The 19,817-nt window shown below is 71.9% G+C and carries 24 protein-coding genes; 9 read left to right on the top strand and 15 right to left on the bottom strand.

The features are described 5' to 3' along the window. Window positions 1-28: 28 nt before the first annotated feature. On the bottom strand, window positions 29-460 hold the full coding sequence (locus ABZX67_RS06760) for a nitroreductase family deazaflavin-dependent oxidoreductase (protein ID WP_355355573.1): 432 nt from the start codon (window positions 458-460) through the stop codon (window positions 29-31). After that, window positions 460-1,107 (bottom strand): NAD(P)H-binding protein, encoded by a 648-nt coding sequence (locus ABZX67_RS06755; protein ID WP_355355571.1) that lies wholly within the window; start codon window positions 1,105-1,107, stop codon window positions 460-462. The genes ABZX67_RS06760 and ABZX67_RS06755 overlap by 1 nt, the downstream gene beginning before the upstream one ends. A 102-nt stretch (window positions 1,108-1,209) precedes the next feature. On the opposite strand from ABZX67_RS06755, the gene ABZX67_RS06750 reads away from it, so the two are divergent. Together ABZX67_RS06750 and ABZX67_RS06745 are read left to right on the top strand one after the other, a co-directional pair. Next, on the top strand, window positions 1,210-1,587 hold the full coding sequence (locus tag ABZX67_RS06750) for a helix-turn-helix domain-containing protein (protein ID WP_355355569.1): 378 nt from the start codon (window positions 1,210-1,212) through the stop codon (window positions 1,585-1,587). 89 nt (window positions 1,588-1,676) lie between these two features. Then, the gene (locus tag ABZX67_RS06745; protein WP_355355567.1) at window positions 1,677-2,213 is read left to right on the top strand and encodes a hypothetical protein; all 537 of its coding nucleotides are present in this window, start codon (window positions 1,677-1,679) and stop codon (window positions 2,211-2,213) included. 401 nt (window positions 2,214-2,614) lie between these two features. Here ABZX67_RS06745 and ABZX67_RS06740 read toward each other — a convergent pair whose 3' ends face one another. Then, window positions 2,615-3,460: a hypothetical protein gene (locus ABZX67_RS06740; RefSeq protein WP_355355565.1), complete on the bottom strand. Its 846-nt coding sequence runs from the start codon at window positions 3,458-3,460 to the stop codon at window positions 2,615-2,617. Window positions 3,461-3,690: 230 nt separating this feature from the next. On the opposite strand from ABZX67_RS06740, the gene ABZX67_RS06735 reads away from it, so the two are divergent. Next, entirely contained in the window at window positions 3,691-4,143 is a 453-nt protein-coding gene (locus ABZX67_RS06735; protein ID WP_355355563.1) for an SRPBCC family protein, read from the top strand. A 23-nt stretch (window positions 4,144-4,166) separates the two neighbouring features. Here the strand turns inward: ABZX67_RS06735 and ABZX67_RS06730 are convergent, their stop codons facing one another. Then, window positions 4,167-4,409 (bottom strand): DUF397 domain-containing protein, encoded by a 243-nt coding sequence (locus ABZX67_RS06730; RefSeq protein WP_355355561.1) that lies wholly within the window; start codon window positions 4,407-4,409, stop codon window positions 4,167-4,169. Next, window positions 4,390-5,232: a helix-turn-helix transcriptional regulator gene (locus ABZX67_RS06725; RefSeq protein WP_355355559.1), complete on the bottom strand. Its 843-nt coding sequence runs from the start codon at window positions 5,230-5,232 to the stop codon at window positions 4,390-4,392. Before ABZX67_RS06725 ends, ABZX67_RS06730 begins: the two co-directional genes overlap by 20 nt. Before the next feature lie 115 nt (window positions 5,233-5,347). On the opposite strand from ABZX67_RS06725, the gene ABZX67_RS06720 reads away from it, so the two are divergent. Next, entirely contained in the window at window positions 5,348-5,563 is a 216-nt protein-coding gene (locus ABZX67_RS06720) for a hypothetical protein (protein ID WP_355355557.1), read from the top strand. Between the two features lie 206 nt (window positions 5,564-5,769). Here the strand turns inward: ABZX67_RS06720 and ABZX67_RS06715 are convergent, their stop codons facing one another. Then, window positions 5,770-6,033, bottom strand: a complete 264-nt coding sequence (locus ABZX67_RS06715; protein WP_355355555.1) for a WhiB family transcriptional regulator — start codon at window positions 6,031-6,033, stop codon at window positions 5,770-5,772. A 172-nt stretch (window positions 6,034-6,205) separates the two neighbouring features. Here ABZX67_RS06715 and ABZX67_RS06710 point away from each other — a divergent pair, with 172 nt between their 5' ends. Together ABZX67_RS06710 and ABZX67_RS06705 are read left to right on the top strand one after the other, a co-directional pair. Continuing rightward, on the top strand, window positions 6,206-7,633 hold the full coding sequence (locus tag ABZX67_RS06710) for an ABC transporter permease (RefSeq protein WP_355355553.1): 1,428 nt from the start codon (window positions 6,206-6,208) through the stop codon (window positions 7,631-7,633). A 37-nt stretch (window positions 7,634-7,670) separates the two neighbouring features. Continuing rightward, on the top strand, window positions 7,671-8,360 hold the full coding sequence (locus ABZX67_RS06705; RefSeq protein ID WP_355355551.1) for an ABC transporter ATP-binding protein: 690 nt from the start codon (window positions 7,671-7,673) through the stop codon (window positions 8,358-8,360). Here ABZX67_RS06705 and ABZX67_RS06700 read toward each other — a convergent pair. From ABZX67_RS06700 to ABZX67_RS06690, 3 genes are all read right to left on the bottom strand, one after another. Beyond that, window positions 8,335-9,735, bottom strand: coding sequence for a PTS transporter subunit EIIC (locus ABZX67_RS06700; protein WP_355355549.1), 1,401 nt, complete (start codon window positions 9,733-9,735; stop codon window positions 8,335-8,337). The genes ABZX67_RS06705 and ABZX67_RS06700 overlap by 26 nt on opposite strands. Before the next feature lie 78 nt (window positions 9,736-9,813). Next, window positions 9,814-10,722, bottom strand: a complete 909-nt coding sequence (gene murQ / locus ABZX67_RS06695) for an N-acetylmuramic acid 6-phosphate etherase (protein WP_355355547.1) — start codon at window positions 10,720-10,722, stop codon at window positions 9,814-9,816. Window positions 10,723-10,741: 19 nt separating this feature from the next. Then, window positions 10,742-11,677 (bottom strand): MurR/RpiR family transcriptional regulator, encoded by a 936-nt coding sequence (locus ABZX67_RS06690; RefSeq protein WP_355355675.1) that lies wholly within the window; start codon window positions 11,675-11,677, stop codon window positions 10,742-10,744. A 98-nt stretch (window positions 11,678-11,775) separates the two neighbouring features. Between ABZX67_RS06690 and ABZX67_RS06685 the strand changes: the two genes are divergently transcribed. Together ABZX67_RS06685 and ABZX67_RS06680 are read left to right on the top strand one after the other, a co-directional pair. Next, window positions 11,776-12,132: a hypothetical protein gene (locus ABZX67_RS06685; protein ID WP_355355545.1), complete on the top strand. Its 357-nt coding sequence runs from the start codon at window positions 11,776-11,778 to the stop codon at window positions 12,130-12,132. Then, window positions 12,129-12,401, top strand: coding sequence for a DUF4031 domain-containing protein (locus ABZX67_RS06680; protein WP_355355543.1), 273 nt, complete (start codon window positions 12,129-12,131; stop codon window positions 12,399-12,401). Before ABZX67_RS06685 ends, ABZX67_RS06680 begins: the two co-directional genes overlap by 4 nt. A gap of 35 nt (window positions 12,402-12,436) precedes the next feature. Here ABZX67_RS06680 and ABZX67_RS06675 read toward each other — a convergent pair whose 3' ends face one another. The 4 genes from ABZX67_RS06675 to ABZX67_RS06660 all read right to left on the bottom strand — a co-directional run bounded on the left by ABZX67_RS06675 (window position 12,437) and on the right by ABZX67_RS06660 (window position 15,201). Beyond that, a complete protein-coding gene (locus ABZX67_RS06675) occupies window positions 12,437-12,742 on the bottom strand; it encodes a hypothetical protein (RefSeq protein ID WP_355355541.1) in 306 nt (101 codons plus the stop codon). Beyond that, complete coding sequence (locus ABZX67_RS06670; RefSeq protein WP_355355539.1) at window positions 12,739-13,035, bottom strand: hypothetical protein; 297 nt, start codon at window positions 13,033-13,035, stop codon at window positions 12,739-12,741. The genes ABZX67_RS06675 and ABZX67_RS06670 overlap by 4 nt, the downstream gene beginning before the upstream one ends. A 201-nt stretch (window positions 13,036-13,236) precedes the next feature. Continuing rightward, window positions 13,237-14,448 carry a Cmx/CmrA family chloramphenicol efflux MFS transporter gene (locus ABZX67_RS06665; protein WP_355355673.1) on the bottom strand — a complete coding sequence of 404 codons (1,212 nt, stop codon included), beginning with the start codon at window positions 14,446-14,448 and terminating at the stop codon, window positions 13,237-13,239. A gap of 75 nt (window positions 14,449-14,523) precedes the next feature. Then, the gene (locus ABZX67_RS06660; RefSeq protein WP_355355537.1) at window positions 14,524-15,201 is read right to left on the bottom strand and encodes a hypothetical protein; all 678 of its coding nucleotides are present in this window, start codon (window positions 15,199-15,201) and stop codon (window positions 14,524-14,526) included. Window positions 15,202-15,267: 66 nt separating this feature from the next. On the opposite strand from ABZX67_RS06660, the gene ABZX67_RS06655 reads away from it, so the two are divergent. After that, complete coding sequence (locus ABZX67_RS06655; RefSeq protein WP_355355535.1) at window positions 15,268-15,927, top strand: maleylpyruvate isomerase family mycothiol-dependent enzyme; 660 nt, start codon at window positions 15,268-15,270, stop codon at window positions 15,925-15,927. Window positions 15,928-15,936: 9 nt separating this feature from the next. On the opposite strand, the gene ABZX67_RS06650 is transcribed toward ABZX67_RS06655, so the two are convergent. Continuing rightward, the gene (locus ABZX67_RS06650; RefSeq protein WP_355355533.1) at window positions 15,937-17,196 is read right to left on the bottom strand and encodes a hypothetical protein; all 1,260 of its coding nucleotides are present in this window, start codon (window positions 17,194-17,196) and stop codon (window positions 15,937-15,939) included. A 141-nt stretch (window positions 17,197-17,337) separates the two neighbouring features. Next, window positions 17,338-19,644 (bottom strand): heavy metal translocating P-type ATPase, encoded by a 2,307-nt coding sequence (locus ABZX67_RS06645; RefSeq protein ID WP_355355531.1) that lies wholly within the window; start codon window positions 19,642-19,644, stop codon window positions 17,338-17,340. Window positions 19,645-19,817: the final 173 nt, after the last annotated feature.

Genomic DNA, 19,817 nt, shown 5'->3' with positions numbered 1-19,817 from the left:
TCTCAGCGGACCACCGGACCACAGACGATCAGTACGTGCGGTCGAGGATCACTACCGGGATATCGCGGCTGGTCGCCTCCTGGTAGCCCTGGTAAGCCGGAACGGCCGCCACCATGAGCGCCCACAGCCGCGGTTTCTCCTCGGGCGTGGCGGTCCTTGCGGCCACGGGGAAGGTTTCCGCGCCGATCTGGACGGTGACGTTCGGGTTGGCGGTCAGGTTGAGGTACCAGGCCGGGTGCTGATCGGCTCCGGCGTTGGAAGCGGCGACGATGTAGCGGTCCTCGCCATCCCGCACGTGGACCAGGGCCGTGCGGCGCAGCTTTCCGGACTTGCGGCCGCGGGTCGTCAGGAGCAGGTCGTTCATGCCTGGTCTGGCTTGGCCGTTCGTCTCGAGGTAGTGGCGGATGTGCTGTGCCACCCACTCGTTCGGGCTGTCGGTGATTTCCTCCTGCCTGCCCATCAGCCGGCCTCGACGCCGACGTGCGTGCGGTGATGCCGCGGATCGTCGATCTCGTCGAGCAACGCGATCGCGAAGTCGGCGTAGGAGATACGGCTGCTGACCTCGGCCGGCGCCGTCCGGTACCTGCCGGTGCGGGCACCGCCGTGGTCGAAGTCGCCCGCCGGGCTGAGGACCAGCCAGTCCAATCCAGAGGTTCCAGAGGCCACGGTGCGCAGCACGTCCGTGCCTGCCGCGTGTCCCAGGAAAAAGGCACGGTAGTCCTGGGGATAGCCAGGCGTGTCCATGAGGAGGGCTCCGGAGGCGGTCTCCAGCACCGAGGCGAGGCCAACCCCGACCAGTCGGTTCACGTCGGCTTCCGCCAGGCCGTCGAGGAGGGCACGCGATGCGTGGGCGAAGAAGGCTTCGGGCTGCGCGGCGGCATCGTAGACCGCGCTGATCGCGGCATCGTGTCCGACGGACAGCCGGGCGACGCTGGGGGCATCGGTGACATCGCCCGCGACGGTCCGTACGCCGTCCACAGCCCGCAGATCGGGGTACTTGGCCGGGTCACGCACGACCGCGGTGACCTGGTGGCCACGGCTGCGGGCCTCTGCGACGGCGGCCCGACCGGCCCTGCCGCCGGCGCCGAAGATGATGATCTGGCTCATGGCTTCCCTCGAACATCTACGGGCCGGGCCTGAACGCCGACCGCTTCCCCGGACGATAGAAAAGGCCCTGGTTACCAAGGAGATACCGGCTACTGTGTGGCGGTGCCTGAGCCACTGGATCCCGACATGTTCGACCCGGTCTGCCCGTCCGATCTCCCACCGATCCGCTTCGGCGACAAATGGTCAGGGATGATCATCCGCTGCCTCGAACAGGGACCCCGGCGGTTCTCGGAGCTGCGGATCCCGCTGCACGGCATCACGGCCAAAGTGCTGACGCAGTCGCTCCGTGCGCTGGAGCGTGATGGCCTCGTCACACGCACGGTCCACGCCGAGCCGGTGCGCCGGGTCGAATACGACCTGACCCCGCTCGGCCGCAGCCTCCTTGTCCCCATGGCCGCAGCCTGCACCTGGGCGGCGGAGCACTGGGACCAGCTCATCGACGCACGCGAAGCGGCCTCGCCGCTTGGCCATACCGGCTAGCGCGTTGTGTGGGCCGGGGGTCATGTCAGGGCGGCGACCAGCAGTGTCCGGCGCGGGAGGCTGTCAGACCCCGTTCATAGGATCACCGCATGTCTGATGCCTTCACCGTCCTGTGGACCCATGACACATGCCGTGCCCTGCGCAAGGCGGGCCGCGTCGGCCAGCGGCCGCCGGTCGCATTCAGCGGTGTTCATTCCTCCCTGCCCGCGTGGACGGGTGCTCGTGCCGGGGACGAGGTGTACGCGCTCCACGTCAACCGGTGCGAGGTCTTCGTGGTGAGCCGGATGCGGATGATCGACATAAAACGGCGAGACTGCTGCGGGACGCCCCCGGCAACGTGGGAGGACCCCGCCTTTCCCGGGCACGGCGATTGGTCGATGCTCGGCGCCGGTGGCTGCGGCGCCATGGCGGTGCACGTGGACGCCACGCCCGTACGCTTCGACGTGCCGATCCCCGGTGAACTGCTTGCGAGGCTCACCTGGCGTAACCGCCGAGGCCAGACCCGCGGTCTGAAGTACGTGGTGGATGGCCGTCTCGAGCGCTCGGTCAGTCTTCAGGGGTTCTACCGTCTGACCCCTGAGTCGGCTGACGAGCTGGCGGAAGTCGTCGGCAGCGCTCCCTCTTGATGCCGACGGACGAGCGAGGAACAGGAGCTCAGCCCGCGTAGTCCTTGAGCTTCTCGGTTGCGAGCGTGACGGTGACGGGGTCGGGCAGTTCGACGGTGTCGCGACCATTCGCCATGTCCGGCGAAATGGCCCACAGGCGCGAGGGCGCCGTCAGGCTTGGCCCGTCCCCGTCGGTGCCCTTCGGTCATGAGCCGCCTCCCGGGGTAGAGGTCCAGGTCGGGGCGGTGGTGCATGCACTGGTGGAGCAGCCACATGAGGATTTCGCTGTGGTTGCCGTCAGCCGGTGGCTTGACCTTGAGCTGTCCGTTGATGAATTCGAGTGTGACGGTTTCCGGTGCTCGGCGGGCGAGCTCTTCGAAACTCGTCGATGGACATCTGGGGACGTCCTGCGGTGCCAGGGCTCATGCATGGCTCCTTTCGGGTCGCAGACCGGCCGCCGCCTTCGCCGCCGCCGCGCGGGCGTGGACCTCGGCCGGGGGCAGGGTCGTGCGGGGGCGCGGTACCGCCTCGCCTCGGCAGGGGCCGCATTCGCCGTCGCGGAGGGCCTCCGGGCGGGCCGGGTCGCCGCAGCGGGCGCACTCCAGGATGCGGAGCGGTGGGCGGTACGGCTCCGTACGGGGAGGCGGGATCTTCGTCGTCAGGCGGGTCCGGGCCAGGGCGAGCGGGCGGTGGACGACCTCCGGGAGCCCGGCCGTCAGGGCGATCCGGACCTGCTGCTCGGTCGCCCCGCGTTCGAACCACTCGTTCACCAGCGGCGCCAGCACCGAGCACTCCACGGCGGACAGCGACATCATCGGCGCCTCGCGCCCCAGGGCCGCCAGCAGGACGTACGCGCGCGACAGCTTCTGCCGCGGCGGCTTGTCCTCCGGTACGTCCCCCCGCTGGAACGCCGCCCACCACTCGTCGTCCCGCGCCGTCCGGGACCACCACGTCCGCGTCACCCACTGCTGGGGGCCATCGCCGAGCGTGTGCTCACGCCCCCGGCGCAGGTGGCCCGCGCGGACCAGGTTGTTCAGCGCCGTCCGCAGCGCGCACTGTCCGTACGCCGGGAGCACCTTCGCCAGCGTCTTCACGGAGATGTCCGCGCCGTCCGTCAACCTGTCGATGTACCCGGCGATGGACGCCTCGCGCGGCGGCAGGTGCGCGAAGTCACTGCTCGTCGGCGGTTTCTGGCCAGGCGCGGAACGCTTGCCGTAGCCGGGGCTCGCGAGGGGGTGCGCGGCAACACTAAGCTCTTCGTCATCCATGGGATCGCTCGATTCGATCTCGATGGCTAGACCCCCGCAGGTGTTGCTAGCACCTTGCGGGGGTTGTTCGTTATGCGGGCACGCTAGAGCGTCGCCACGCTGTGTGGCAAATCGCATGCGGAGGGTCAACGCGCCGGGTGGGTGGGCGGGTTCAAAGCCAGACCCATAGACCCAATCCTGTGAAGAGGGCTCGACCCTCGCGGCTCAAGCCTCGGGCCTACGCTGGAGATATGGCCGTCGACGTCCTGACGGAGATCGTGATCGACGCGCCGTGCGACGTGGTCGCCGCGTACGCCGCCGATCCCTCGAACGCGCCCGAGTGGTACGCCAACATCGTCTCTGTTGAGTGGCAGACGCCGCCGCCCTCTGCGGCCGTCGAGGTCGGCTCCCGCGTCACCTTCATCGCGCGCTTCCTCGGACGGCGCTGGGTCTACACGTACGAGATCGTCGCGTACGAGCCCGAGCAGCGCCTCGTCATGCGGGCCACCGAGGGCCCGTACGACATGGAGACCACCTACACCTGGGAGCCGTACGGCTCCGAGGGCACCCGCACCCGCATGACCCTCCGCAACCGCGGCGGCCCGGGCCACCGCTTCGCCGAGCCCGCGGTGCGGTACGCGAACCGCAAGGACCTGCGGAACCTGAAGGCGCTCTTGGAGTGGCGGATGGACCCCGACGCCTGACGATCGGCCTCGGGGCCCTCCGCTTACTGCTTGAGGTCCGCCACGAAGGCCGACCAGGCCGCCGCCCGGAACACGAGCTTCGGGCCGTGCGGGTTCTTGGAGTCGCGGACGGGGACGAGGTCGGGGTTGCCGTCGGCGACTTCGAGGCAGTCGCCGCCGCTGGCCCCGCTGAACGTCGACTTCCGCCAGGCGGCGACTTCGAGGCAGTCGCCGCCGCTGCCGTCGCTGTAGCTGGACTTGCGCCACTCAAGAATTTCGATCTTCATGGGCGTAATCCTCCGCCACTGATTCGATCAGGGCCAGGGATTCTTTGGGTGACAGTGCGCTGGCCCCCAGCAGATCGTAGGACAGTTCGTAGTGTTTGACCGTGGCCGGGTCATCCTCCAGTCGTCCGGTGCCCAGCGCCTGGAGGTACGCGAGCGGGGGAGCGTCGTCGAAGGCCATCAACTTGAGGGCGCCTTCGCTCGCCATGTGCGCGCCTGTCGAGAAGGGAACCACCTGCACGATGATCCGGTGGCGCCGCGCGAACTGCGCGACGTGGCGCAGGGCTTCAGCCATCACCGCCGGGCCGCCGACCTGGCAGCGAAGCACTGCCTCGTCCAGGACCGTCCAGAACACCGGCCTTGTTGGATCATCGAGCACCTGAGCGCGTTCGAGTCGGACTTGGGTCAGGTGGTCGATGGCGTCTTCGGTGGCGGTGGGGCGTCCGCCACGGAACACCGCCCTCGCGTACGCCTCTGTCTGCAACAACCCCGGAATCAGCTGCGGCGCGTACTCCTTGATCGCCACAGCGATCGCTTCCGCCTCCGCCGCCTCCGCGAAGTGGTCCGGGTACTTCGACTTGCTCGGTGCCCCGCAGTTGCGGACGAAGAAGCCGTTCGTGCCCAGGATCTCGTCGAGGCGGACCGCCATCTCCGGCTGGATCCGGCGGATGCCCAGCTCCAGCTGGCCGATGAACGATCCGCTCACGAAGAGCAACTCGCCCAGCGAGTCCTGGCTGTGACCTGCGGCTTCGCGCAGGTGGCGCAGCTCCTTGCCGATGAGTGCGCGGGGCGAGGAGAACGGATCCAGATCCTTAGGACGGGGCATGTGTCAACTCCCGTTAGCACAGATGGGGTTGTTGGGCCCCATATATGTTCAGGCTAGCCCCAAGTCGACCACTCTGTGTACAGAAGCCGAATACTCAGCGTGGAGGTGGCAGGTCATGGAGTTGCGATCGGCGGAGCGGCTGCGGGCGGCCGAGGAAGTGGTGGACCAGCTGCGGAGCGAGCTGCGGGAGCTGGGGGTCGTGCTGCCGTCCCTGACGGTGGACCCGGTCACCGCGTCGAGTGAGGCGCCGTACCCGCTGGTGGATCTGGGGCGCTGCAACCTCGATACGGCGATGAGGCTGGTCGCCGTTCTCCACGAGGTGCGCCGGTGAAGGCGGGGGAGTACGTGATCGACGGCCGGAGCGGGCGCGTCGGTCAGGTGATGGGCCACGTCGGCGGTTACGTACAGCTGCGTCCGCCGGGAGGGGGCCGGGAGTGGGACTGTCCGCCCGAGGTGCTGAGCCCGGCACCGCCGAGAGAGGTGCTGAGGGAGCGGGTACGGCAGCTCAACCGGCAGTGGAGACTGGCGCCTTAGGCCTCAGCGGCGGGCGCTCGCCGCGCGGCTGCGGTTGCGGGAGCGGCGCTTGAGCGCTCGACGTTCGTCCTCGCTCAGGCCGCCCCATACGCCGCTCTCCTGGCCGTTGTCCATCGCCCACTGCAAGCACGGTTCGCGTACCGGGCATCCGTGGCAGACGGACTTGGCGGCTTGGGTCTGGAGCATGGCCGGCCCGCTGGTCCCGATCGGGAAGAACAGGTCGGGGTCTTCGTGCCGGCAGGCCGCGGCGGTACGCCAGTTGTCCATCAGGGTCTCCCTGAGAGTGTCGTCGAGAGTTCGTCGGGGGTTTCTCTTCGGGTGACCGCCCTCCTGCCGCTGAAACGGCAGACCCGATTCCTCTTCTCCACTTCTTTTCTTCTCATCGGACTCTCATCGCGGGCTTAAGCCTTCATCACCCGCGCTCCTTACGTTCGTTGGCATGTTCTTCACTTACCTCCGGCGCGAGCTGCGCCGCCGAAGGAAGGCGGCGCTCGTCGTCGCCTCCGGACTGGCGCTCGGGATCGCGCTGGTGATCGTCGTGAGCGCGGTCGCCGCCGGGATGAACCAGGCCCAGGGCAAGGTCCTTCAGTCCCTGTACGGGCTCGGGACCGACATGACCGTCACCAAGTCCGCCGCTCCGCCGGGGGAGGGCGGGGACGACGGGACGGTACGGAAACCGCGGTTCGAGTTCGACGCCGGGGACGAGCAGCAGAGCCGGGACGTCGTCATGGTGCAGGGGTTCGAGACCCTGGCGTCTTCGGCGGTCGCGCAGGTCGGGAAGCAGGACGGGGTCGCGGAGGCCGTCGGCGGGTTGAGCCTGCGTGTGATGAAGGTGGACGGGGAGTTCAAGCGGGGTGAGATACGGCCCGAGGGGCCGCCTGGAGGCGCGGGCGGCGGTGGCGGTGCCGGGGGCGGCAAGGTGCAGGGCGGCGGGGCGGCGTTCGGCGTCGACTCGTACAGCGTGTACGGCACCGACGTGGCGCACTTGGGGCTCGGGCCGCTGACGTCCTCGAAGATAACCTCCGGGCGGACGTTCACGGCGAGCGAGGCGAACTCCAAGGTCGCCGTCGTCGACGCGGCGTACGCCAAGGAGCAGAAGCTCGGCGTGGGCGGGAAGCTCACCGTCTCCGGGACGGCGTACAGCGTCATCGGGATAGCGACCGCCGACAGCGGCGACGCCGCCGCCAACGTCTACTTGCCGCTCGCGCAGGCGCAAAGCCTCGCGGACGCCGAGGACAAGGTGACGACCGTGTACGTCCGGGCGGCCGACTCGCAGCGGATCGAGGAGGTCAAGGGCGCGATCCAGCAGAACATCCCGGGGACGACGGTGACGACCTCCGCCGACCTCGCGGACACGGTCTCCGGGTCGCTGTCCACCGCCTCCGACCTGGCCTCGGGCGTGGGCAAGTGGCTCTCGGTGGTCGTGCTGGCGGCGGCGTTCCTGGTGGCGGGGCTGCTGACGTCGTCGGCGGTAAGCAGGCGGGTGCGGGAGTTCGGCACGCTGAAGGCGCTGGGGTGGCGGAGCGGCCGGGTGACGCGGCAGGTCGTCGGCGAGGCGCTGGTGCACGGGCTGATAGGCGGCGTGCTCGGCATCGGCGTGGGCCTGGCCGGGGCGTGGGCGATCACGGCGTTCGGGCCGACGCTCACGGCGGAGCTCGGCGCGGTGGGCGCGGGGCGCGGGCCCGGGCCCCTGCGCGGTGAGGCGGGCACGCGGGCGCTCGACATCGCGCTCACGGCGCCCGTGTCGGCCGCGACCGTGGCGCTCGCCGTCGGCCTCGCCGTCGCGGGCGGGCTCGTCGCGGGCGCGTTCGGCGGGTGGCGCGCGGCCCGCCTGCGGCCCGCGGACGCCTTGCGCCGCGTCGCGTAACCGCACCTTCCTTACGTTCGACTGGAGTTGAGAGTAGATGTACGAGCTCAGGGGCGTCACCAAGCGGTACCGGCGCGGCAAGGAGACCGTCCAGGCGCTGGACGGCGTGGACCTGGTCATCGAGGACGGCGGGCGGCTGGTCATCCAGGGGCCGACGGGCGGCGGCAAGTCCACGCTGCTGCAGATGCTCGGCGGCCTGGACCGGCCGACGGAGGGCAGTGTGGTGCTGGACGGCATCGACCTGGCCACACTGCCGGAGGCGCGGCTGACGCGCGTACGGGCGGAGAAGATCGGGTTCGTGTTCCAGAGCTTCAACCTCGTGCCGACGCTCACGGCGCAGGAGAACGTGGAGACCGCGCTCGTCCCGCTGCCCGGCCTGCGGACCCGCGAGCGGCGCGAGCGGGCGGCGGAGGCGCTGGCGTCGGTGGGGCTCGGGGAGCGGCGCGGCCACCTGCCGGGGGAGCTGTCGGGCGGGCAGCAGCAGCGCGTGGCCATAGCGCGGGCGCTGGTGAAGCGGCCCGCGGTGCTGCTCGCGGACGAGCCGACCGGCAATCTCGACGAATCGACGCGCGACGAGATCATGGACGTCCTGGAAGGGCTGTGGGAGGAGAACGGCCTGACCTTCGTGATGGTCACCCATGACACGGCGCTGGCGCGGCGGGCGCCGAGGGTCGCGACGATCAGGAAGGGGCGCGTGGCGATCAGGGAGCAGGTGGTGGGGAGGTGACGTCGGGGGTGAGGGTGGCCTTGTCGAGGCCGAAGAAGTAGGTGGCGAGGAAGCCGGTGACGTAACCGGTGAGGAGACCGGCCGCGTAGATGGCGACCGTCGTGAGCGCGGCCGGGCCCTGGTCGCCGTTGAGCAGCGGGAACAGCGCCCAGCCGGAGGGGCCGATGGCCGTCGAGCCGACCTTGGCGCCGAGCATGCCGCACAGGCCGACGACTCCGCCGCCGAAGGCGCCGCCGACGCAGGCGGTGATGAAGGGGCGGCCGAGGGGGAGGGAGACGCCGTAGATGAGCGGTTCGCCGACGCCGAGGAGGCCCGCGGGCATCGCGGACTTGATGGTGCGTCGGAGGTCGGTGCGGTGGCGCAGCCGTACGTACACGGCCGCTGCCGCGCCGACCTGGCCCGCGCCCGCCATGGCGAGGATGGGGAGCAGGACGGTGTAGCCCTGCTGCTCGATGAGGGTGGTGTGGATGGGGATGAGGGCCTGGTGCAGGCCGAGCATGACGAGCGGGAGGAAGAGGCCGCCGAGGATGAATCCGGCGGCGGCGCCCGCGTGGGTGAGGAGCCAGTCCGCGAAGGTGCCGATGGCGTGGGAGACCGCGCCCGCGAGCAGCATCAGGCCGAAGAGGGTGACGAGGCCGGCGACGAGGACGGTGAGGGTAGGGGTGATGAGGACGTCGAGGGCCTCGGGCACGCGGCGGCGGCACCACTTCTCGACGCGGGTGGCCAGCAGCGCGGCGGCGAGGGCGCCGAGGACGCCGCCCTGGCCCGGGGCGAGGGCGTGGCCGAGGACGTGGACGTTCGCGACGCCCGCGTACACGATGATCGCCGCGACCGCGCCGCCGAGGACCGGGGTGCCGCCGAACTCCTTGGCGGTGTTGATGCCGACGAAGACGGCGATCAGCGCCATGAAGCCCGAGGCGATGGCGGCGAGGGCGGGGGTGAGGGCGGGGAGCAGGCGGAGGTTGACGAGGAGGCCGTTGAGGCCGGCGATGATGCCGCAGCCGATGAGGGCGGGGATGAGGGGGACGAAGATGGCGGCGACGCGGCGGAGGAGCAGCTTGAGGGGCGTGGCGTTCTTCGCCTTCTGCGCCTCCTTGATCGCGGTGCCCCGGGCCTGGAGGAGGAGGGCCTCGAACTCGGGGGTGACGCGGGCGACGGTGCCGGGGCCGAGCACGATCTGGTAGCTGTCGCCGTCCTCGACGACGCCGAGGACGGCGGGGTGCTTTCTGATCTCCGCGTCCTGGACGGGGGCGCGGTCGCGGAGGGTGAGACGGAGGCGGGTCATGCAGTGGGCGACGGAGGTGATGTTGTCGGCGCCGCCGAGGAGGGGGAGCAGAGCCTCGGCCGTGGTGCGGGGGCTGGCGGGTGCGGTCATGCGCGGATGGTGCCAACTCGGTCGGCGTTCGCACGGCGGCTGCACGCCGGTGGTGGGTTGCGCCCACCCGTTCCGCCCCTAGGGGTGGGCGTCGAGCGCGGCGCGGAGGTGGCCGTCCGTCTCCTTCAGCAGGCGGACCGCCGTCTCCGCGTCGACGTCCGCGAGGAGGGTCAGGATCGCGGGCTTCACCTCGCCGTCCGTGGCGGCGAGGGCCGCGTCGATGGCGGGGGCCGGGGCGCCGGTCGCGAGGGCGACGATGCGGTGGGAGCGGGCGCGGAGCTTGGCGTTGGAGGCGCGGACGTCGACCATGAGGTTTCCGTACGTCTTGCCCAGGCGGATCATCGTGATCGTCGAGATCATGTTGAGGACGAGCTTCTGTGCCGTGCCCGCCTTCAGGCGGGTCGAGCCCGTCACGAACTCCGGGCCCACGACGACCTCGATGGCGTGGTCGGCGGCCGCCGCGAGCGCGCTGCCCGGGTTGCACGAGAGGCCGATCGTCAGGGCCCCCGCCGTACGGGCGTGTTCGACCGCGCCGACGGCGTACGGCGTACGGCCGGAGGCGGAGACGCCGACCACCGTGTCGTCGGCGCGCAGCTCCAGGGCCGTGAGGTCCTCGGCGGCCAGGTCCTTGGAGTCCTCGGCGCCCTCGACCGCCTCCGTCATCGCCGTACGGCCGCCCGCGATGAGGCCGACGACCTGGCCGGGGGAGGTGTTGAAGGTGGGCGGGCACTCGCTGGCGTCCAGCACGCCGAGGCGCCCGGCCGTGCCCGCGCCCGCGTAGATCAGGCGGCCGCCGCGGGCCATGCGGGCGGCCGTGGCGTCGATGGCGGCGGCGATCCGGGGGAGCTGCGTGGCGACGGCGGTCGGGACGGACTGGTCCTCGGCGTTCATCAGGCGGGCGATCTCGGCGGTGGGGAGCCGGTCGACGTCCGCGAGGTCGGGGCGGAAGGCTTCCGTGGTGAGGGTGGCGAGCTCGGAGGGGTTCATCTGATCGTGCTCTGCTCTTTCAGCGGGTGCGGGGGGTGTGGCGGTGGGCGAGCGCCTCGTACGACGCGGCGAGAGCGGGTGCGGCCGTCTCGTACGTGCGCTGTGTGACGCCCGTGAAGAGGCAGTCCACGACGAGCAGTTGGCTCGTGCGCGACGACATGGCGGCGGGGCGCAGCTCGCTCTCGCGGGCCGTCGAGGTGGTGAGTATGTGGTCGGCGTACTGCGAGACCGGGCCGTCCGGGCGGCCGGTGATGGCGACGGTCGTCGCGCCGTGGTCGAAGGCGACGCGGAGCGGTTCTATGACGTCGCCGGTGGAGCCCGAGTGGGTGATGGCGATGGCGACGTCACCGGAACGGAGCTGGACGGCGTTGGTGACGGCGAGGTGCGGATCGCTGTGCGCGTGCGCGACGAGCCCGATGCGCAGCAGCTTCTGTGCCAGGTCCTGGGCGACGAGGCCGGAGGCGCCGACGCCGTAGATGTCGGTGCGGCGGGCGGCGGCCAGCGCGGTGACGGCGGCGCCGAGCTGGACGGTGTCGAGGCCGGCGGCGGTGTCGGCGAGGGTCTGCTGCTCGTCGTACGCGAGCTTTGCGACGACGTCCGCGAGCGGGTCGTCGACCGCGATGTCGGCGGTGACGGAGGGGCCCCGGCCGGACTGCTGCTGGGCGGCGAGGCCGGCGAGCGCGAGGCGCAGGTCGCGGTAGCCGGGGTAGCCGAGCAGGCGGGCGGTGCGGACGACGGTGGCCTCGCTGGTGCCGGTGAGCTCGGCGAGGCCGGTGACCGTGAGGGCGGCGCAGCCGGCGGGGTCGGAGGCGACGGCTTCGGCGACGCGCTGCATGGAGCGCGTCATGGAGGGGGCGAGGGTGCGGACTTTGGCGGCGAGGGCGGCGGGAGCGGGGGCGGCTGCCGCGGGGCTGGTGGGGGCCGTGGGGACGGCGGCGGTGAAAGTTTCCTTCACGTGGCTGGTCACCTTATGAAAGGTATTTTCACCACCTGGGGCCGTCAACCCTTCGCCCACCCGGTGGCCTGTGGGGCTTCAGGGGCGACAATGGCTCCATGAACGCGCTAGACCCCCTTGAGCAGGCCCTGCACGCCGCCCGCGCGCGGGTCCTCGCCGACCTTGTCGCGCGGGAGGTCGCCCAGGCCGAGGTCGTCTCGCTCGTCGAGGACTCGGTGACGCACCGCCGCTGGTGGGTCGAGCAGTGGCCCGAGGGCGTCGGCTACCTCGCCGGGCTCGTCGCCCAGGACGTCCAGGACGCGCTGCTGGAGCGGTACGGCCGCTGGCCGCTGTGCCCGGTCTGCGACGCGGGCGACCCGCACGCGCTGGACGTCGAGCCGGAGCTGGGCCCCGACCCGCACTGGGTCTGCGCCAAGGCGGGTGTCGTGGTGGCGCCCGTGGGCGGCCTCACGTGACGGTCTACATCGACCCGCCGAACTGGCCGGGCCATGGCCGCATGTGGTCCCACATGATCAGCGACGTCTCCTACGACGAGCTGCACGCCTTCGCCGAGAAGATCGGCGCCCCGCGCCGCGCCTTCGACCGCGACCACTACGACGTCCCGTCGTCGCGGTACGCGGACGCGGTCACGGCCGGCGCGGTCGAGATCGGCTCCCGGGAGGTCGTACGCCTCCTCAGGCAGTCGGGCCTGCGACGTCCGAAGCGCCACTCGGGGACGGGCTGACGGCGCGGTCCGCCGAGGGCGGCAGCCGGGGTGGGCTACGGCTCCTCGGTGTTCCCGTCGTCCGGTACGACCGAGACGATCGCGGCAGTCGGCGGTGCGGGATGCGGCAGGTGAACGTAGGTCACGGAGAGCGCCGGGACGTCGGCGCGCGCCTCGATACGCGTCACCCAGACCTCCGCGTGATCGCCGAGAACGCGCACGCGACGGCCGAGCGTGGGCGTCCGCTCCAGTTCGGCACGGAGTTCCTCGACGGCGGCCTCCGCCCCAGGGCCGAGCTGCTCGACGCGCTTCCGGGCCGCGTGCGTCACCTCGACGATGACCGCTTCGCTGCTGTCGCTCAACGGTCGCCTTCCCGCTTCAGCGCGAGAGCCAGGTCCACGCCCTCGGCGAGAGCGTCCTCGAATCCGGGGTCGCAGCGGGTCAGCACGTGCCCCCGGTACGCGGCGATGATCGCGGAGACCTCACGCAGGTCGGTGTAGTCGACGCGGTCCAGGGTCGCGGCGAGCTCCGCCTCCATGCGCGCCAGGTCGCCGGGAAAGCCGAGCCCGGCGGCGAGCGCGGCCCGCACCTCGCCGAGGGTCCGCATGGGGGGCGGCTCCGCCGGTGCCACCGGCTGGATGGGGTTCTCGCTCACGACGCCGATTCCTTCCCTCGTCCGTCTTCACCCTGTCCACGACGGTACCCGGTTCAGGCGAACCAGCCCTCCGCTTCGTGCGGATGCCGAGCTCGGAGGCTGCCAGGGCCACCTCGCGAAGGGGCTTGGCGACGGTCATGGCAACGAGGGCGAGGGTGGGGAGGGAGACCCGGACGCCCGTTGGCGCCCTGGTGGCAAGGCTCAGCGGACGGAAACGTCCGCGCCCTCCACCTGCCCCTTCGCGCCCGTGACCAGGCGGGACGAGGACGTACGGCCGTGGAGGCGCAGGGCCACGGCGACCGTGGCCAGGGCCAGGAGGGTCATCGCCGCGCCTGCCCAGGCCGGGGAGGCGAAGCCCAGGCCCGCGTCGATGACCGTGCCGCCGAGCCAGGGGCCGCCGGTGTTGCCGAGGTTGAAGGCCGCCGTGGTCGTGGCGCCCGCCAGGGTGGGGGCCGCGCCCGCGACGTTGAACATGCGGGCGTTCAGCGCCGGGGCCGTGTAGAAGGCCGAGACGCCCAGGAGGAAGGAGAGCGTGATCACGGCGACGGGGCTGGAGGCGAAGAGCGCGAGCGCCACCAGGAAGACCGTGGATGCCGCGATGCCGCTCAGCAGCACGCCGAAGAGGTGCGCGTCGGCGACGCGGCCCCCGATCGTCGTCCCCACCAGCGCGCCGATGCCGAAGAGCGCCAGCACCGTCGGGACCCAGCCCGCGTCGAGCCCGGCGACGTCCGTCAGCAGCGGGGCGAGGTAGGAGAAGGCGCAGAAGACGCCGCCCGCGGCGAGCGCGGTGATCGCCACCGCCAGCCAGACGTGGCGGTCGCGGTAGATGGCCAGCTCCCGGCGCAGCCGGGGCCGCACCTCGGGGCGCGGGATGCGCGGGATGAGGGTCACCACGCCGACCAGCGCGATCGCGGACGCCAGGGCGACCGCCCAGAACGCCGACCGCCAGCCCAGGTGCTCGCCGAGGAAGGCGCCCGCCGGGACGCCCAGGACGTTCGCGATCGACAGCCCGCCGATCATCACGGCCATCGCCCGGGCGCGCGCCCCGAACGGCACCGTCGCGATCGCGACCGCCGCGCCCACCGCCCAGAACCCGGCGCAGGCGAGCGCGCTGATCACGCGGGACGCGAAGAGCACGCCGTACGAGGGCGCCAGCGCGCCGGCGACCTGGCCCAGGCCGAACACCGTGATCAGCGTGATCAGCGTCGTCTTGCGCGGCAGCCGCAGCGTGGCCACCGCCAGCAGCGGCGCGCCGATCACCATGCCGATCGCGAACGCCGAGATCAGCAGGCCGGCGCGCGGAATGGACACGTCCATGTCGGCGGCGATCGGCGGCAGCAGCCCCGACAGCATGAACTCGCTCGTACCGAGCGCGAAGACGGACAGGCCGAGGATGTAGACGGCCAGGGGCATGCGGGTGCGGTCGGTGCCGGCGGTGCGGTCGTCGGTATGAGGCGGCATGACAGGGACCAACACCGGTCACGTGGCTTACATTCCTGTCTCCAGCAGCGAGAGCTCCGTCGTCAGGTTCTGGCGCGCCCGCTCCTCCCACTCCCGGCGGCCGTGCGGCGTGCGGAAGAGGTGCGGCAGGCCGAGCAGCTGCCGCAGCACCGCCGCGCGGCCCTCGCGGAAGGCGTCGTCGGGGACGAAGCCGTACTCCTCGCGTACCGCCGCCGCGTACGCCGCGTACTGCTCCGGGTCGGCGGCGAGGATCGCGAGGTCGGCGTCGCAGAGGACCTCGCCGTTGCGGTCGCCCTCGGCCGGGTCGTGGGTGATCGTCAGGCGGACGAGCCGGGCGACCTCGCGCGTACGGGCCTCGTCGATGTCGAGCTCCGGCAGGGCGCGCTCGGCGAGGCGGGCGCTGCGCTCCTCGTTGGTGGAGCGCTCCGGGAGGTAGACGGCGTCGTGGAACCAGGCGGCGAGGCGGACGAGGTCGGGGTCGTCGGCGTACGCCGCCAGCTCGTCGATCCGGTCGAGCACCGCGATCAGGTGGTCGGTGGTGTGGTAGCGGCGGTGCGGCTCGGCCCAGCGGGCGAGGAGGTCCGCCGCGTAGCGGTCGGGCGACGTCATGCAGGCGTCGGTGTCGCGGGCGACGTGGACGGCCAGCGTCCAGCGCATGAGCAGGTCGTCGTGGGCCGGGTGGCGGGGCTTGGAGGGTGCGGCCATGAGCTCATTGTGCCGGGGCACCGCCGGGCGGTTGCCGTGGAGGGCCATGGGCGGTTTGCTGGGGCCATGACCGACGTACGTGATCCAGAGCTGCCCGGGCTGTTGCTGCGTACCGAGCGCGACGCCCTGATCCCCTTCCTCCGCAAGCTTCCTGACGAGGCGTTCGCCGTCCGCACCTGCTGTCCCGGCTGGACGGTGCGGCATGTGCTCGCGCACTGCGCGGCGGCACTCACGCGGGTCGTGGAGGACCGGTTCGAGGAGGGTGTCTTCAGCCCCGAGGCCAACGACCGGGACATCGAGGAGCGCGCCGGGCTGGCGAACGCCGCGGTCGTCGACGAGCTGGAGCGCGGCATGACCGACGCGGGGCCGGTCATCGCGAAGGCGGCCGACGGGCGGCTCGACGGGATCGCCTTCGGGGAGTGGGTGCACGCCGGTGACGTACGCGAGGCCCTCGGTGAGCCGGGGGCGTACGCGGGCGCGGGTCTCGCCCCGGCGCTGGACCTGCTCGCCGCGGTGACCCGCGCCCGCGCCACGCCGCCACTCCACGCGGACCTCGACGACCTGGACGAGCCGGTGCTGCTGGGCGCGGCGACGGGTGAGCACCCGCCGGCGCGGTACATCGGGCCCGCGTCCACGCTGATCCGGCTGTACGCGGCGCGGCCCCTGACGGGTACGCGCTACGACCTGGCGGGGGTGCGGGAAGCGGAGTTGGCGCTGTTCGGCTAGAGCCGAGGGTCAGCGGACGCGGACGAAGACGTCCGTCTCGGCGTTGGTGTCGCCCGGTACGAGGTCCGTGGCGTACGACGTGAAGGAGACCGTCCGGCCGTCCGCGCTGACGTCGACCGCGTCGCCCTTGTGCGCGGTGCCCGTACCGTCGGCGCGGCTGACGAGGTGCGTGGTCCCCGTCTGGAGGTCGTGGACGAAGGCGTCGAACTCCGCGCCCGTGTCCAGCGGATCCAGTCCCTTCATGGTGGACGAGAAGACGGCGTAGCGGCCGTCCGGACTGATCACGGGGAAGCGGGAGCCCGGGGACCAGATCTCGGCGGGCGGCTGCCCGGAGCGGCCGTCGCTCGCCACGCTCACGCGGGTCGTGGTCTGCGCCTGGCGGTCGCGGACGAAGACGTCGTTGTAGCCGTCGGCGTCGCCGGGCACGAGCCCCTGCGTGCCGGAGCTGAAGTACACGTACCGCCCGTCGGCGCTGATCGCCGTGTCGGTCGACCCGTTCGCCTGCCGGCCGTCGTTGCCCCGGCTCACGATCTCGGTGGTGCCGGTCTGCCGGTCGTGGACGAAGACGTCGTTCCCGGCGCCGTTGGTGTCGTCCGCCACGATGTCGGTGCGGTGCGACTCGAAGGCGATGTGGCGGGCGCCGGTGCCGAGGGTGACGCCGTAGACGTCGTCCCGCCAGGGGCCCACCCGGGTGAGGGTGCCGGACTGGAGGTCGTACAGGTGGATGCCGCCGGCGGCGTACCCGGCGTAACGGCTGTCGGGGCTGAACGACACGGAGAAGAGGGAGAAGTCGGGCACGGTGCCCGTGATCTTCCGGGTGGTGCGCGTCTGGCGGTCGCGGACGAAGAAGTCGTCCTTGCCGTTCGTGTCGCCCGCCACCAGGTCGGCGGCGGCGGACTTGAACGCGACGTACCGGCCGTCGGGGCTGATCTCCGGGTCGTACGCGGGGGTCTTCGACTGGCCGCCGGACGGCGTCAGGTTGAGGCGCTCGACCGTGCCGGTCTGGCGGTCGCGGACGAAGACGTCGACGACGCCGTTCGTGTCGCCCGGCACGAGGTCGGTCGAGCCGGAGACGAGCGTGACGTACCGCCCGTCGGCGCTCAGCGAGCCTCCGAGCGAGCCCTTCGCGGCCTGCGCGCCGGTGCTGGTGAGGGTCACGCGCTCGGTGCGGCCCGTGGGCCAGTCGGCGGCGGCGGGAGGTGCCGTGGCCGTGGCGAAGGCGAGGACAGCCAGGGCTGTCGTCGCCGCGTACCGTAAGTTCCGTCTCATCGAGATTCGCTCCCAGAGTGGGTGGGGACGTCGTCCGTCCCCCTGGTGAGCATTGAAGGTCAACTTCGGTGCGTACGGGCCTCGGACCTGGCCAAGTAGAGCCAGGTCCGAGGCCCGTTACGACTCCTGTTACGAGTTCCGTTACGACGCGGCCTTGAAGCCGCGCAGCCGCAGGCTGTTGCCGACGACGAAGACCGAGGAGAAGGCCATGGCCGCTCCGGCGATCATCGGGTTGAGCAGGCCCGCGGCGGCGAGGGGCAGGGCCGCGACGTTGTAGGCGAAGGCCCAGAAGAGGTTCGAGCGGATCGTGCCGAGGGTCTTGCGGGAGAGGCGGATCGCGTCCGCCGCCGCCCGCAGGTCGCCGCGTACGAGGGTGAGGTCGCCCGCCTCGATGGCGGCGTCCGTGCCCGTGCCCATGGCGAGCCCGAGGTCGGCCTGGGCGAGGGCGGCCGCGTCGTTGACGCCGTCGCCGACCATGGCCACCGAACGGCCCTCGGCCTGGAGGCGCTTGATCACCTCGACCTTGTCCTCCGGCATGACCTCGGCGATCACCTCGTCGATGCCGACCTCGGCGGCGACGGCCTCCGCGACCGCGCGGTTGTCGCCGGTGAGCAGGATCGGGGTCAGGCCCAGCGCGCGCAGGCGGCGGATCGCCTCCGGGCTGGTCTCCTTGACCGCGTCCGCGACCTCCAGGACCGCGCGCGCCTCGCCGTCCCACGCCACGGCGATGGCCGTGCGGCCGGCCGCCTCCGCCGCCTCCTTCGCCCGCTTCAGCCCGGCGGGGAGGGCGAGGGACCACTCGGCGAGCAGCTGCTCGCGCCCGACCAGGACCGCGTGGCCCTCGACGATGCCCTGGACGCCGAGACCGGGGACGTTCGCGAAGTCCTCGGGCGCCGGGAGGGCGCCCACCTTGGCGGCGGCTCCGGCGGCGACGGCCTGGGCGATCGGGTGCTCGGAGGCGTGCTCCAGCGCGCCCGCCAGCCGCAGGACGTCCCGCTCGTCGGTGCCCTCGGCGGTGTGCGCCGCCAGCAGGGTCATCTTTCCGGTGGTCACGGTGCCGGTCTTGTCCAGGACGATGGTGTCCACCGTGCGGGTCGTCTCCAGGACCTCCGGGCCCTTGATGAGGATGCCGAGCTGGGCGCCCCGGCCCGTACCGACCAGCAGGGCCGTCGGGGTCGCGAGGCCCAGGGCGCACGGGCAGGCGATGATCAGTACGGCCACGGCGGCGGTGAAGGCGGCCGTGAGGCCGGCGCCGTTGCCGAGCCAGAAGCCGAGCGTGGCGAGCGCGAGACCGATGACGACGGGGACGAAGACCGCCGAGACGCGGTCGGCGAGGCGCTGCGCGGCGGCCTTGCCGTTCTGCGCGTCCTCCACGAGCCGGGCCATCCGCGCCAGCTGGGTGTCGGCGCCGACGCGCGTGGCCTCGACGACGAGCCGGCCGCCGGCGTTGATCGTCGCGCCCGTGACGGTGTCGCCGACGCCGACCTCGACCGGGACGGACTCGCCGGTCAGCATCGACGCGTCGACGGCGGAGGAGCCCTCCACGACCGTGCCGTCCGTGGCGATCTTCTCGCCGGGCCGGACCAGGAAGCGGTCGCCGACCTGGAGTTCGGCGGTCGGGATGAGCGTCTCGCGGCCGTCGCGCAGGACCGTGACCTCCTTCGCGCCCAGCTCCAGCAGGGCCTTCAGCGCCGCGCCCGCCCTGCGCTTGGAGCGGGCCTCGAAGTAGCGCCCGGCGAGGATGAAGGCGGTGACCCCGGCGGCGGCCTCCAGGTAGATGTTCCCGGCGCCGTCGCTACGGGCGATGGTGAGCTCGAAGGCGTGGGTCATGCCGGGCGTCCCGGCCGTGCCGAAGAACAGCGCCCACAGCGACCACAGGAACGCCGCCGACGTGCCGACCGAGATCAGCGTGTCCATCGTGGCCGCGCCGTGCCGCGCGTTCTTCCAGGCGGCGCGGTGGAAGGGCCAGGCGGCGTACGTGACGACGGGCGCGGCGAGGGTGAGGGAGAGCCACTGCCAGTACGGGATCTGGAGGGCCGGGACCATCGCCATCGCGATGACGGGGACGGAGAGGGCGACGGCCGTGAGCAGGCGCCGGCGCAGCGGGCGCAGCTCGTCGTCCTCGTCCTGCTCGTGCTGTTCGTCCTGTTCGCGGCGCGGCTCGCCCGCGGCGGTGCGCGTACTCGGGGGCGGCGCCGGCTCGTGGGCGGTGTAGCCGGTGGCCTCGACGGTGGCGATGAGGTCCTGGACGGAGACGTCCTCGCCCCGGTAGGTGACCTTGGCCTTCTCGGTGGCGTAGTTGACGGTCGCCTCGACGCCGTCCATGCGGTTGAGCTTCTTCTCGATGCGGGCGGCGCAGGAGGCGCAGGTCATGCCGCCGATGGCGAGCTCGATGTGGGCCGTCGTCGCGTCCGTCGTCGTGGCCGTCGTCGTGGTGGAGGTGCTCATGCCGCTGCCGCTCCTTGTCGTGGGCTTCCCTAGAGGGATGTATACCCCTAGGGGGTACCTTTGATGCGACTCCATGTATACCGGGGGTGGGTATAGGTCCGCAAGTGTCGTCGCGTCTTGACTTTATACCCCCGTGGGGTATCTAGTGGATGGTGTCTGGCAGGTCTGGGACC

The sequence above is a fragment of the Streptomyces sp. NPDC003036 genome, from assembly GCF_040611175.1.
Taxonomy (GTDB): domain Bacteria; phylum Actinomycetota; class Actinomycetes; order Streptomycetales; family Streptomycetaceae; genus Streptomyces.
Note: the sequence above shows the minus strand (reverse complement) of the source record. Positions and strands in the feature narration are given on the sequence as shown.